The 12,720-nt window shown below is 70.4% G+C and carries 12 protein-coding genes; 7 read left to right on the top strand and 5 right to left on the bottom strand.

Translation table 11 applies throughout. The features are described 5' to 3' along the window. Window position 1: 1 nt before the first annotated feature. The gene (locus tag OG462_RS03995) at window positions 2-595 is read right to left on the bottom strand and encodes a malonic semialdehyde reductase (protein WP_406054485.1); all 594 of its coding nucleotides are present in this window, start codon (window positions 593-595) and stop codon (window positions 2-4) included. 115 nt (window positions 596-710) lie between these two features. On the opposite strand from OG462_RS03995, the gene OG462_RS03990 reads away from it, so the two are divergent. The 3 genes from OG462_RS03990 to OG462_RS03980 all read left to right on the top strand — a co-directional run bounded on the left by OG462_RS03990 (window position 711) and on the right by OG462_RS03980 (window position 3,227). After that, on the top strand, window positions 711-1,217 hold the full coding sequence (locus OG462_RS03990) for a MarR family winged helix-turn-helix transcriptional regulator (RefSeq protein WP_406054483.1): 507 nt from the start codon (window positions 711-713) through the stop codon (window positions 1,215-1,217). Window positions 1,218-2,051: 834 nt separating this feature from the next. Then, window positions 2,052-2,276, top strand: a complete 225-nt coding sequence (locus OG462_RS03985) for a hypothetical protein (protein WP_406054481.1) — start codon at window positions 2,052-2,054, stop codon at window positions 2,274-2,276. A gap of 222 nt (window positions 2,277-2,498) precedes the next feature. Next, a complete protein-coding gene (locus OG462_RS03980) occupies window positions 2,499-3,227 on the top strand; it encodes an SDR family oxidoreductase (RefSeq protein ID WP_406066350.1) in 729 nt (242 codons plus the stop codon). 303 nt (window positions 3,228-3,530) lie between these two features. Here the strand turns inward: OG462_RS03980 and OG462_RS03975 are convergent, their stop codons facing one another. From OG462_RS03975 to OG462_RS03960, 4 genes are all read right to left on the bottom strand, one after another. Continuing rightward, window positions 3,531-4,013: a DedA family protein gene (locus tag OG462_RS03975; protein WP_406054479.1), complete on the bottom strand. Its 483-nt coding sequence runs from the start codon at window positions 4,011-4,013 to the stop codon at window positions 3,531-3,533. Window positions 4,014-4,224: 211 nt separating this feature from the next. Further along, window positions 4,225-4,551, bottom strand: coding sequence for a hypothetical protein (locus OG462_RS03970; RefSeq protein ID WP_406054477.1), 327 nt, complete (start codon window positions 4,549-4,551; stop codon window positions 4,225-4,227). Window positions 4,552-4,768: 217 nt separating this feature from the next. Continuing rightward, window positions 4,769-5,848 (bottom strand): hypothetical protein, encoded by a 1,080-nt coding sequence (locus tag OG462_RS03965; RefSeq protein ID WP_406054475.1) that lies wholly within the window; start codon window positions 5,846-5,848, stop codon window positions 4,769-4,771. 343 nt (window positions 5,849-6,191) lie between these two features. Next, window positions 6,192-6,947, bottom strand: coding sequence for a class E sortase (locus OG462_RS03960; protein ID WP_406066349.1), 756 nt, complete (start codon window positions 6,945-6,947; stop codon window positions 6,192-6,194). 421 nt (window positions 6,948-7,368) lie between these two features. Here OG462_RS03960 and OG462_RS03955 point away from each other — a divergent pair, with 421 nt between their 5' ends. The 4 genes from OG462_RS03955 to OG462_RS03940 all read left to right on the top strand — a co-directional run bounded on the left by OG462_RS03955 (window position 7,369) and on the right by OG462_RS03940 (window position 12,629). Next, the gene (locus tag OG462_RS03955; protein ID WP_406054473.1) at window positions 7,369-8,214 is read left to right on the top strand and encodes an endonuclease I family protein; all 846 of its coding nucleotides are present in this window, start codon (window positions 7,369-7,371) and stop codon (window positions 8,212-8,214) included. Window positions 8,215-8,530: 316 nt separating this feature from the next. Then, a complete protein-coding gene (locus OG462_RS03950; RefSeq protein ID WP_406054471.1) occupies window positions 8,531-10,039 on the top strand; it encodes an aldehyde dehydrogenase family protein in 1,509 nt (502 codons plus the stop codon). Beyond that, the gene (locus OG462_RS03945) at window positions 10,036-11,562 is read left to right on the top strand and encodes a GMC family oxidoreductase (protein ID WP_406054469.1); all 1,527 of its coding nucleotides are present in this window, start codon (window positions 10,036-10,038) and stop codon (window positions 11,560-11,562) included. Before OG462_RS03950 ends, OG462_RS03945 begins: the two co-directional genes overlap by 4 nt. Continuing rightward, the gene (locus OG462_RS03940; protein ID WP_406054467.1) at window positions 11,559-12,629 is read left to right on the top strand and encodes a glycine betaine/L-proline ABC transporter ATP-binding protein; all 1,071 of its coding nucleotides are present in this window, start codon (window positions 11,559-11,561) and stop codon (window positions 12,627-12,629) included. Before OG462_RS03945 ends, OG462_RS03940 begins: the two co-directional genes overlap by 4 nt. Window positions 12,630-12,720 lie beyond the last annotated feature (91 nt).

The raw sequence follows: 12,720 nt of genomic DNA, 5'->3' as shown, positions 1-12,720 counted from the left end.
TTCAGAGGGTCGTGACGACCTGGTCGAAGGCGAGCCGCGGTCCTCGGGGGAACCAGGGGTTCGCACCGGGGCGGCCGATGTTCACGACCATCAGCGGCGTGTGGTCGTCGTCCAGGAACTCCTTGCGTACGCCGGGGAAGTCGAAGCCGGTCATCGGCCCTGCGGCCAGCCCTGCCGCGCGTACGCCGAGGATGAAGTAGGCCGCCTGGAGCGTCGCGTTGAGCAGGGCGGACTCCTCGCGGACCGGGCGGTCGGCGAACAGCAGGTCCTTGGCCTGAGGGAAGTGCGGGAGCAGTGTGGGGAGTTCCTGGTGGAACTCGTTGTCGGCGGCGAGGATTGCGACCAGCGGCGCGGCAGCGGTCTTGGGCCGGTTGCCCTCGGCCATGTGCTGCAGGAGCCGCTCGCGGGCCTCGTCCGTGCGGATGACGACGATCCGCAGCGGCGACTGGTTGTAGGCGGTGGGGGCGTACTTGACGAGGTCGTAGATGGCCCGGATCTGATCCTCGGTCACCGGCTCGGTGGTGAAGGTGTTGGCGGTACGGGCCTGGCGGAAGAGGAGGTCCTGGGCGTCGGGGTGGAGGGCGAGCGCGGACATGGGATGCTCCTGTCGTTCAGTCTTGATAATCTCAACGTTGAGATAAAAGCAGCCCGACTCTCTCAACGTCAAGTGTCTTAACGTTGAGAGGATCCCTATGGAGAGGAGTGCGGCGATGAGTGATGCCGTGGACGCGATCATCGGTCAGTGGGTCAAGGAGCGTCCCGACGTGGCGGAGGACCTGTGGCCGGTGGAACTCTTCGGGCGGATCCAGCGACTGGCCCGGGTGATCGACAAGTCCGCCAAGGCGTCGGCCGCCGCACACGGCGTGGAACACGGAGAGTTCGACGTACTGACCACGCTGCAGCGCTCGGGCCCGCCCTACGCCCTCACCGCCGGGGCCTTCCTCAAGGCGTCCATGGTGACGTCGGGCGCGATCACCAACCGAATCGACAGGATGGAAGCCAAGGGGCTGGTCGAGCGGGTACGCGACGGCGAGGACCGGCGCACCATCAAGATCCGCCTCACCGAGCACGGCCACGAGGTCACCCGGGCCGCCTTCGCCGATCACCTGGCGAACTACGCACGGCTGCTCGCCGACGTGGACCGCGACCTGGTCGCGAACACCGGCGCCGGCCTGCGACACGTACTGGAGGCCCTCGGCGACACCGGCATCGAATAGCGACCGAACGCCCCGCCCTGTGCCTCGCGCGCGAAGGCGAGCCGGCGCGAGCGCTGCGACTGAGCGTTCTGCTTGGCCCCTGAGCGCTCTGGTCGTCCACTGGGCGGGGTGGGTGGCCCGCAGGGTTGAGCCGGGACACGGGAGTGGGAACCCGGCCACGGGAGTTGGGACCAGCGTCGGGGCGGCAGGCGGGAGCGGCACCGATGGAGTCGGCTGGTGACCGAGTGCATCGCCCGGCCGTCCCTGCCGACCCGAGATCAACTCTGCAAGCGACTGTTCGCCGAAGACACCGGTCAGCCCGGCGTCGCTGCCGAGCTCGCGTGGGAGGCGCTTCTCGCGATCGCGATCGCAGACGCTTGGCGAGATGCGCCCCAAGGAGCCCGCTGAGCTGCGGAAGCTGGTACCTGAAGCTCGCCTGCGACGGGCCTGAGCCTGGGTTCTGCCATCACACTCTCAGACGGAGCTGCTGCCGCCGGTGGGTGGCCGGGTGGAAGTCGCCTCAGGGAGAGATCGTCTGTCCTGTCCGGGATCTCGGCACCTCCGCGTGGCCGACCGCGCATCCCGCCCGCGCGCTACTGATGGCGCTCTGTGAACACGGCTCTGACCGGACTTGGGTGATGTCCCGGTTCGCCCAGCCCTGGCCACAGCAGATCCCCGGTTTGGATCACCGTGCGCCTATACGGGTCACTTCCGGGCGTCCTCCGAGCGAAAGACGCTCGGTGGGGGTAGGTCGCTTCGCGCAAGGTGACCTTGGGATCCGTGAGGAGATCAGCTGTGTACGCAGTAATTCGGCGTTACGAAGGAGTGACTGACTCTGCCGAGGCGGGACGCCGAGTGGATGAGGGATTCGTGCCTCTCCTCCGCCGAGTCCCCGGCTTCGTGGCCTACTACTGGGTGGACGCCGGGGACGGAGTGATGGTCTCTACCAGCGTCTTTGAAGACCAGTCCGGGGCCGAAGAGTCGATCGAGCAGGCGGCGGACTTCGTAAGGGACAACCTCGCGTCGCTGCTCCCCAACCGTCCTCAGGTCACGGCCGGCATGGTTGTGGCTGCTGGGTAGCGACCTACGAAGGGGGCCGCTGCATCCCAGCCACCTCCACTCCGACGACCTGGCCCTTCACGAAACTCCGGCCAGAGCCGTGAACACGTCCGGGTGATGCTCATGTCCTGCCCAGACGTGCTCAGTGGATCTCTCCACTCGTGCTTCGACTGAGGGGTTCAGCGCGTTGGACGGCAGGGCTACGCTCACGGTGATCAACAAGAGGTAGAAGGAGGTGTGCGCGTGGATCTCACTGGGCACACGGTGGTGGTTACCGGGGCCGGGCGTGGGTTCGGGCGAGCGTTGTCCTTGGAGGCAGGTCGGTTGGGTGCGCGCGTGTTCGTGTCCGCGCGTTCTCTGGCTGCAGCCCAGAGAGTGGCCGAGGAGGTGGCGACCGACAGCGGGGCGAAGACCGAAGCGTTCGCCTGCGATCTGGCCGACCCGGCCTCCATACGGGCCTTCGCGGATGGGATCACCGCCCACGCCGACCGGGTGGATGTGCTGGTCAACAACGGCGCCCGCTACCTGGAAGGTCCCGAGATGTGGGACGCCGACGACGACGCGATCACCGACACCATCGCCTCCGGAGCCACCGGCACACTGCTGACGGTCAAACACTTCCTGCCGCTGCTACGCGCCTCTGCTGGTGCGGACGTGGTCAACCTGGTCTCCTCGGCCGCGGAAGCCCGGAACCACCGCTCGCAGGCACACCCCGCGTTCTACGCGGCCAAAGCCGCCCAGGCCGGCTTTGCCGACATCCTCTCCCACCGACTCCGCCCCGAGGGCATCCGTGTCATCTCGCTCTACCCGCCGGACTTCATGGACGGCGACCCACTCCACCCCACCTGGGATCACACTTCCCGGACCGCAGACGACCCGCTGACCGCCCAATCCGTGCTCGACTGCGTCCTGTTCGCGATCGGCCAGCCGCGAGACTGCTTCATCCGCTCCTTCCACTTCGAGCAGATGTAGGCGTCCGCCCGGACCCAACACCACCGATGCGGGACGATCGCCCCTCACTACCGGAGCCGGATATCACTGCTGCTCTCCGGCGAGGTACTGAAGGGAGTGCGACCGCTGGCTCCAGCGGCCGCGCGACAAGGGTGCAATCAGCACGCTTGTGGAGGCACGATGTCCTCGCAGGCGGCGCGCTCTTCCCGAACCTCGTGGCCGGATCTCCGCCGGTCCCCGTCCTGTCCGGCGCGCAGTCCGAGGAGAGCTGAGGCCGTACGTACATCTCGCCCGCCGCCGGTATCTGCCCCTTGCGGGACGGGTTCACGATTCGTCGGCCACGGTGTCACCGGAGGACGGGGCCGCCCTTCTTCTGCGGTACACCACCACCCCGCACACTGCGAGGAGGAGGGCGGCCACGGCGGACAGCCCGAGGGCCGTCCGCTCGGCGAAGAGCCTTCCCAGCACCTCGAGCACGCCGAGCCCCGCGGTCGCGTAGATCAGCGCCCAGACCGCGCCGCCCACGAAAAGGGCAGGGAGGTAGCGCGGCAACGGCATGCGCATGCTGCCCGCGAGAAAGTTGGCGGCGGTCTGGAAACCGACAGTCAGGAAGGAGACGGCCACCACCGGCGCGCCCCACCGCTGGATCGCCCGCTCGGCGCGCCGGAACTTCGCCGAAGAGATCCGCCCGGCGAACCTGCTGCGCCGGGCACCGGCGCCGGCGAGCCACCCGACGGCGAACGTCCCTCCGGCGCGTAGCAGGACGATGACGTACAGCGCTCCGGCCGTGAGCGCGATCTTATCCACGAGGCCTCGTCCCCAGCGCCGGGCCGAAACCCGCGTCCGCCGTCACCCGCATGGGCGTTCCCGCCCCACCGGGCGCACGACGCGCACGAGCCCGGTCACCGTCGTCTCTCACCTGTGCCCTGCCTCTGCCCGTTCCGTCCGCTGGTTCCCACCTGCGGCACCGGAGCGCCCGAACCCGCACACCCGGGTCTGCACGCCAGGCAAGGTCAGCCTAACCGAACGCGTATGCGGCGGATACAGGGCGCCGGGTTGAGCCGCTCATCCGGCGTGGGAGCACCTCGCAGAGGGCGAGGAGACGCGACTCCCGGCCCTTCGCTCGGGTGGCCTTCGCCGGTCTGGAGCCGCGGGATGCCGGGGATGCAGCGAGCGCGGCGGCGACCCCGCCCATCAGGTCCAGGAGGAAGGTGTGACCGCCCCAGGCGAAAGCCTCCTGGAACAACCAAGTCCGCTTGGCTGTGGCGTTGGCCAAGGTGTCCGCCAGGGCCTTGCCGAGCAGCAGGGCCGTGAGCCCGCTCAGCACGCACAGGAACGACACCATCCAGCGGGCTTCGGCGCGCAGCGCCGTCCAGCCCGTCCGCCTGTCCGCCCGTCCATTGCCAGGAACGGGAGGAGGGCCGGTACCCGGCGGTTCGCCCAGCTCTGCACGGAGGCCGACAGCCCGATGCAGTGCACCGCCACGACGCAGAGAGCGGCCACCGCGACCGGCTCGCGCAGTGCGCTGCGAAGGACTCGGCCCAGGGTGGGGAGGCGCTGCGTCACGGCGTCCCTGCCGGGGGCCCGGACGCCGTCGCCGAGACGCGGAAGGGGCCTTTGCCGTTGGTGATGTCGGTCGTGTGCAGTGCGTCCCCGTCCCACCAGGTGAGGGTGGCGTGCCACTCCGTGTAGTGGGCCAGGGAGCGGCCGGTCAGAACCATGGCGAAGAACGAGTCGTCCGAGAGGTCGTACGGCAACGAGATGTCCTCGCCGTTGAGTTTCGCGGCCTCGGCTCGGGCGGCCCCCTGCTGCGGGCTGGACTGCAGGTGGCGGTAGGAGACCGGAAGGCCGACCGGCAAGGTGTCCAGGTCCACGTACAGCCCGACGTTGAAGCTGTCCCCGCAGGGGATGCGCGGCGCGAGCGTGCCGGGCAGGGGCGCGGTGCGGCGGGTGACCGTGATGGAGATGTCCCGTAGTTGGACGCTTCGGCCTGTGTTGCCGCGTGCGGACATCATGGCCTTCACGGTTGAGTGGTGTGTGATCGAGCCCTCGAGCTCCCACCTGTCGAGCGACTCGGGTAGCTCGCTGGTCACCGAGCCGAACGCCTTGCCGAGCTCCTCGTGGCCCGGCGTGATGATCCACTCGGAGAGGCAGGGGTCGTTGTAGGCAGCGGCGAGCAGCGTCACGGGATCCTCGTCCCCGAAGACCGCCTCGTACCCGGCCGCGGCGACAGGTGTCAGCAGGGGGACGAGCGCCAGGACCAGCCCGGCGACGGCGATCTTGTCGGTCGCGCTGGCCGCGTTGAAGCGCTCCCTGAGGCGGCGCAGCCGGCCAGGGGGCCGGGGCGGAGGGGGGTCCCCGGCCGTCTCCGGCGAGACGGCCGGTGCGGTGGCGGCGTCGTCCGTGGTGCGTGCCCTGGACACAGCCTCCAGTGCGGCGCCCCGCTCGGCTCCGGACTCCGTCACGGGCTCCGTCGGCTCGACGCCGTCGGTGCCACCGGCCGGGGGAACAGGCCCCTGCTGCGGGCCGCCGCCGGCTCCAGGTTCCGGCACGGCTCCCGGCGCGGAATGCGCCCCGTCCGTAGCCGCGTTCGCGCCGTCACCCGCCCCGGCGCCCCTGTTCTCGTCCCTACCTGCGGCCATACGCCAATCCCCCGTCCCGAGGCACCCAACTGCAGCAAACTATGGGCGAGTTGTCGCACGGTCGCCATACCGTCGAGGGGCTGGGGCCACCTCGGGTGCCGTTGTGCGTCGCGAGCCGCCAGGTCGGGTATGCCGCAGGCCTGCCTGAACCGCATGAGCCCGGCCGCCGCACCTGCCCTCCCCCGGATTCGACAGAACTGGCACTGTCCCGCCGCGGCGGCCGCTTCAGAAAGCGCGGCGACCACCGGTCTTGGCGCGGCGACCACCGCTCCCGACGCCGACGTCCGGGGCCCAGGCTCACGCACGCTGTCCTGGCCGGCGAGGCCGCCGGTCTCCGAAGGCCCTACGCGGGCCGTGTCGAGGTCAGGACGCCGATCTTGTCGATGCGGTGCTCGGGGTTGTGCTGGGCGTCCCGCCAGAAGTTGCCCGCCGCGTTGTCCTCCGGTGTCGCGCAGGTGGAGAGCGTGATCATGGCCCGGGTGGGCTTCTTGCCCGGCTCGCCCGGCACTGCGGCTCGCTGCTCGGCGAGTGAGCGGGATGAGCGGAAGGACGTGGTCCGGGTCTCGACGATCTCGTAGGTGTAGACGGTGCCCCCAGCGGTGACGTGGACCTGGTCGCCCACCTCGACCGAGGGCAGCTCACGCAGGGGCCCGCCGGCGGAGAGCCGGTGGGCGGTCACCAGATAGTTGCCGATCTCGCCCGGCCCCACGCCACCGCGCTCGCCGTAGGGACTTGCCGCCACACCACGGTCCTGGATACGGGTGCCCGCGCGGTCGTCGGTCGTCCCCTCGTACGGCATGACGTCCAGGTCCTCGACACCGATCGACGGTATGGACATCTCGGCGACCACAGACTCGCGGGGCGAGGGAGCCGGCGATGTGGCCGGAGTGGCCGGGGTGGCCGGGGTGACAGAGAGCGTGAGGGGTGGGGCCATGGTCGAGGGTGTCGATGGCGCGGCCGAGGGGACCAGCGACGTCGGTCCGTGCACTCCCGTGGGAGCACCGCTACCGCCCGCGCAGCCGGCCGGCGCGGCGACGGCCGCGACCACTGCGGCGACAACAGCGACCTGAGCCCAGCGGGAGCCCCGGCCTCTGCGCAATCCCTTTCGGACGGACCCACCACGCTCGGCACCCATACTCCAAGCATCGCCCACTCCCCACGCCCCGGCATCCACGCCCCGGCACCCACGGCGGTCGCCCCGCGCCCGCCGCGGCGAGGCTGCACGCCACTCAGGCGGGAGAGGTCACAGGAGAGGTCACAGCCGCCGCCGGACCCGGCGTAGACCCCTTCTTCGTCGAGCGCCGGACCGTGCGGCCGCGGCATCCGCCTTGCCGCACGAGACCTGCCCTCTCCACGGTGTCGCCACAGGACGGGTGCGCGGTGTCCACTCCCTGATGGTCGGGACATGCCAAGCTCTGGCCGGAACCCCCACCGTGATCCGTCTGTCGGGCACCGTCCGGGCCTGCCGCTCGGCCGGCACGAGAGGACGTGCCCGCCGAGCGAGAGGACACCCCCCACCCATGTCCGCTCACCACAGGCAGCGCCCTTGGCGGCGCCCCGTCCTGAGCGTCGTCGTCATCGCCGCAGTCGCCGCATCCACCGTGGCGTACGCTTCCGGCGCCGAGCCCCCATCGGCCAGGGGCGGCGCGAACGGCGGCACGTACTACGACGGTACGTACTACGACGACACGTACTACGACGGCGCAATCGGCAAGACCGGTGCCGAGCTGAAGAACGCCCTCCACAGGATCATCAGCGAGCAGACCAAACTCTCGTACGACGATGTCTGGGACGCGTTGAAGGCCACCGACGAGGACCCGGAGAACCCGGACAACGTCGTCCTGCTCTACTCCGGGCGCTCGCAGGCCAAGGACACCAACGGCGGCGGAGCGAACGACTGGAACCGTGAGCACGTCTGGGCCAAGTCGCACGGCGACTTCGGCACCGCCACGGGTCCCGGCACCGACATCCACCACCTGCGCCCCGAGGACGTCACCGTCAACTCGACCAGGGGGAACCTGGACTTCGACAAGGGGGGAGACGCGGTCGACGAGGCCCCGGGCAGCCGCTCCGACGGTGATTCCTTCGAGCCGCGAGACGCGGTCAAAGGCGATGTCGCCCGCATGATCCTCTACATGGCCGTCCGCTACGACGGCAGCGACGGCTTCCCCGACCTCGAACCCAACGATGAGGTCGACAACGGTTCCGCGCCGGCGATGGGCCGTCTCTCGGTCCTCAAGCAGTGGAACGACCAGGATCCGCCGGACACGTTCGAGAAGTCCCGCAACGACAGGATCTTCACGATCCAGAAGAACCGGAATCCCTTCGTCGACCACCCTGAATGGGTCGCCGAGATCTGGAAGTGACGCCAGCCGTACGTTCGTCCGAGCACGGACCGGACTGTGCTCAGTCCGGTGCGGGCCGGCCTGTACGGGCCTGTACCGCACCGGCGCGCACCGGCCCGGCGCGCACCGCACCGGCGCGCACCGGCCCGGACTGTGCCCGGACGCATCGCCCCCCTCGCGCAATCCGTACGACATGTTCCGGTTTTTACCGACTTCAAGCGTGAGTCAGAACACTCTCCGCAACGCATCGCGCATGGATCCCAGAAGCCAGGGCAGGCGGCCGAACCGCCGGTGCTACCGGCAGGGGGACTCAGAGGAACGAAAGGCCATACGCGACGTGACCGCAGCACAACAGACCATCCATGTGGGCGGAGAGTGGCGCGCAGCCCTGTCCGGCGCCACGCGCGAGATCATCGACCCCGTCGACGCGACCGCCTTCGCGGTCGTGGCGGAGGGCGGTGTCCAGGACACCGACGACGCCGTGGCCGCGGCGCGAGCCGCGTTCGACGACGGTTCCTGGCCGCGTACGCCGGTCGCCGAGCGGGCCGCCCTGCTGCGGCGGGTCGGCGCCCTCCTTGAGCGGGACCGCGAGCGGATCGGCGCCCTGGAGAGCCAGGACGCGGGCAAGACGCTGGAGGAAGGCCGCGTCGACGTCGACTGCGTCCGCGACGCCTTCCTCTACTTCGCCGACCTCGTGGAGAAGGAGGACGGCGGACGGGTCGTCGACGCGGGTTCGGACGACATCCGCAGTGTCGTCGTGCACGAGCCCGTCGGGGTGTGCGCCCTGATCACGCCGTGGAACTATCCGCTGCTCCAGGCCAGTTGGAAGATCGCGCCCGCCCTCGCCGCCGGCAACACGTTCGTGATCAAGCCGAGCGAGATCACCCCGCTGAGCACCGTCGTGCTGGTCGAGCTGCTCCTGGAGGCCGGACTGCCGCTCGGCGCGGCCAACATCGTCACCGGCCCCGGCCAGACCGTCGGCGCCCGGCTCGCCGAGCACCCCGATGTCGACCTGGTCTCGTTCACGGGCGGTCTCGTCAGCGGCACGAAGGTCGCCAAGGCGGCTGCCGACAGCGTGAAGAAGGTCGCCCTCGAACTGGGCGGCAAGAACCCCAACGTCGTGTTCGCCGATGCCTGTTCGACGCCCGAGGGGTTCGACACCGCCGTCGACCAGGCGCTCAACGCCGCCTTCATCCACAGCGGCCAGGTCTGCTCCGCCGGCTCCCGCCTCATCGTCGAGGAGCCGCTGCGCGAGCGTTTCGTCGCCGAGCTCGCCCGCCGGGCCGAACTGATCCGCCTCGGCCGCGGCACCGACGAGGGCGTCGAGTGCGGTCCGCTGGTCTCCGCTGCCCAGGTGGCGAGGACCGAGGAGTACGTGGCCTCCGCCCTCGGCGAGGGTGCGGTCCTGCGTGCGGGCGGCGAGAGGCCCGCCGGCCCCGGCTACTTCTACCGGCCCACCGTCCTCGACCGGTGCCACCGAGGCATGCGGGTCGTCCGCGAGGAGATCTTCGGCCCCGTCCTCACCGTGGAGACCTTCCGCACCGAGGAGGAGGCCGTCGCCCTCGCCAACGACACCGAGTACGGCCTCGCCGGAGCGGTGTGGACCTCCGACGGAGACCGTGCCAGGCGGGTCGCGGCCCGGCTGCGCCACGGCACCGTCTGGATCAACGACTTCCACCCCTACCTGCCGCAGGCGGAGTGGGGCGGCTTCGGAAGGTCCGGCATCGGCCGCGAACTGGGCCCCACGGGGCTCGCCGAGTACCGCGAGGCCAAGCACATCTACCAGAACCTCGCTCCGCGCCCCGTGCGCTGGTTCGCGGGCACGACGGAGAAGGACCAGGCATGAACGACCGGCATGTGTACGACTACGTCGTCGTCGGCGGCGGCACCGCGGGTTCCGTGATCGCGTCCCGGCTGACCGAGGACCCGGGCGTCACCGTCGCCGTCATCGAGGGCGGCCCCAGCGACGTCGGCCGCGACGACGTCCTGACCCTGCGCCGCTGGATGGGCCTGCTCGGCGGTGAGCTGGACTACGACTACCCCACCACCGAGCAGCCCCGGGGCAACTCGTACATCCGCCACAGCCGTGCGCGGGTGCTCGGCGGCTGTTCCTCGCACAACACCCTCATCGCGTTCAAGCCCCTGCCCTCCGACTGGGACGAGTGGGCCGAGGCGGGTGCCGACGGGTGGGACGCGGCGGCCATGGATCCGTACTTCGCCCGGCTGCGCAACAACATCGTCCCCGTCGACGAGGCCGACCGGAACGCGATAGCCCGGGACTTCGTCGACGCCGCGCAGACCACGCTCGGTGTCCCGCGCGTCGAGGGCTTCAACCGGCAGCCCTTCCACGAGGGCGTCGGCTTCTTCGACCTCGCCTACCACCCGGAGAACAACAAGCGGTCGTCCGCCTCGGTCGCCTATCTGCACCCGTTCCTGGACCGGCCGAACCTGCACATCGCCCTGGAGACTTGGGCGTTCCGGCTGGAACTCGAAGGCACCCGCGCCACCGGCGTGCACATCCGCACCAAGGAGGGCGCGGAGCACGTCGTACGCGCCCGGCGCGAGGTCCTGGTGTGTGCGGGGGCCGTGGACACCCCGCGGCTGCTGCTGCACTCCGGCATCGGGCCGCGGGCCGACCTGGAGAAGCTCGGCATCCCCGTCGTGCACGACCTGCCGGGCGTCGGGGAGAACCTGCTCGACCACCCCGAGTCGGTCATCGTGTGGGAGACGCACGGCCCCATCCCCGAGAACTCCGCGATGGACTCCGATGCCGGGCTGTTCGTCCGCCGGGACCCGGAGGCCGAGGGGCCGGACCTGATGTTCCACTTCTACCAGATGCCCTTCACCGACAACCCCGAGCGCCTGGGCTACGAACGGCCCGCGCACGGCGTGTCGATGACCCCGAACATCCCCAAGCCGCGCAGCCGCGGCCGGCTCTACCTGACGAGCGCCGATCCCGAGGTGAAGCCCGCGCTCGACTTCCGGTACTTCACCGACGAGGACGACTACGACGGCCGGACGCTCGTCGACGGCATTCGCATCGCACGGCAGATCGCGGCGAGCGACCCCCTGGCCGGATGGCTGAAGCGCGAGGTGTGCCCGGGGCCCGAGGTGACCTCCGACGAGGAACTCGGCGCCTACGCCCGCCACGTCGCCCACACCGTGTACCACCCGGCCGGCACCTGCCGGATGGGCGCCGTCGACGACGAACTCGCCGTCGTGGCGCCCGATCTGAGGATCCGGGGGCTCGACAACATCCGGATCGCGGACGCATCCGTCTTCCCGACCATGACCGCCGTCAACCCGATGATCGGCGTGCTCATGGTCGGCGAGAAATGCGTGGACCTGCTGGGAGGCACCCGACGATGAACGACCTGGCGCACGACACCGCCGAACCCGTCTTCTCCGTACGCGAGCTGTGGAAGGTCTTCGGTCCGAAGGCCGACCGCGTGCCCGCCGACCGGGAGCTCGCCTCCCTCGGCGCCGACGAGCTGCGCGAGCGCACCGGCTGCACCGCCGCCGTCCGCGATGTCTCCTTCGACGTCCGCAAGGGTGAGGTCTTCGTCGTCATGGGCCTGTCGGGCTCGGGGAAGTCGACGCTCGTCCGCTGCCTGACCCGGCTCATCGAGCCGACCTCGGGCACGATCTCCATCGACGGAGAGGACGTGCTGTCCATGGACACCGGCCGGCTCCGCGAGCTGCGCCGGCACCGGGCGGCGATGGTCTTCCAGCACTTCGGGCTGCTGCCGCACCGGACGGTGCTCGACAACGTCGCGTACGGGCTCGAGATCCAGGGCATGGGACGCGGCGAACGACGCGAGCGTGCGGCCGAGTTCGTCACCAAGGTCGGCCTGGACGGCATGGAGCAGCGCAGGCCGAGCCAGTTGTCCGGTGGCCAGCAGCAGCGGGTCGGACTGGCCCGCGCGCTCGCCGTGGACCCCGAAGTCCTGCTGTTCGACGAGCCGTTCAGCGCGCTCGACCCGCTCATCCGCCGGGACATGCAGGAGGAGGTCATCCGCCTGCACCGGGAGGAGGGACGCACGATGGTCTTCATCACGCACGACCTGAGCGAGGCGCTGAAGCTCGGCGACCGCATCGCGCTGATGCGCGACGGCCGGATCGTGCAGCTCGGCACGCCGGAGGAGATCGTGGGCGCCCCCGCCGACGACTACGTCAGGGACTTCGTACGTGACGTGCCGCGCGAGCAGGTGCTGACCGTCCGCTCGGCGATGCGCCCCGCGCTCGCCGACGAGCGGGAGGCCGGCCCCGCGCTCGCCCCGAGCGCCACCGTCCACGAGGCCATCGAGGCCGTCGCCCGTACGGGCGCGAACGCGCGGGTCGTCGAGGACGGCCGTTGCCTCGGTGTGGTCGACCACGCGGGACTCCTCGGTGTCGTCGCCGGGGTCCCGGCCGCGACGGGGAAGGCGGTGGCCTGATGTACGCCCATACGACCTGGCCGCCGCCGGGCGGCACGACGGGTGCCGTGACCTGGCCGCGGCATGGTGGCACGACCGGTGCCGTGACCAG

Origin of the sequence: Streptomyces sp. NBC_01077 (genome assembly GCF_045162855.1) — a bacterium.
In the GTDB taxonomy this organism is placed as follows: domain Bacteria; phylum Actinomycetota; class Actinomycetes; order Streptomycetales; family Streptomycetaceae; genus Streptomyces.
The sequence above is the reverse complement of the archived record's forward strand: the minus strand, read 5'-3'. Positions and strand labels throughout refer to the sequence as shown.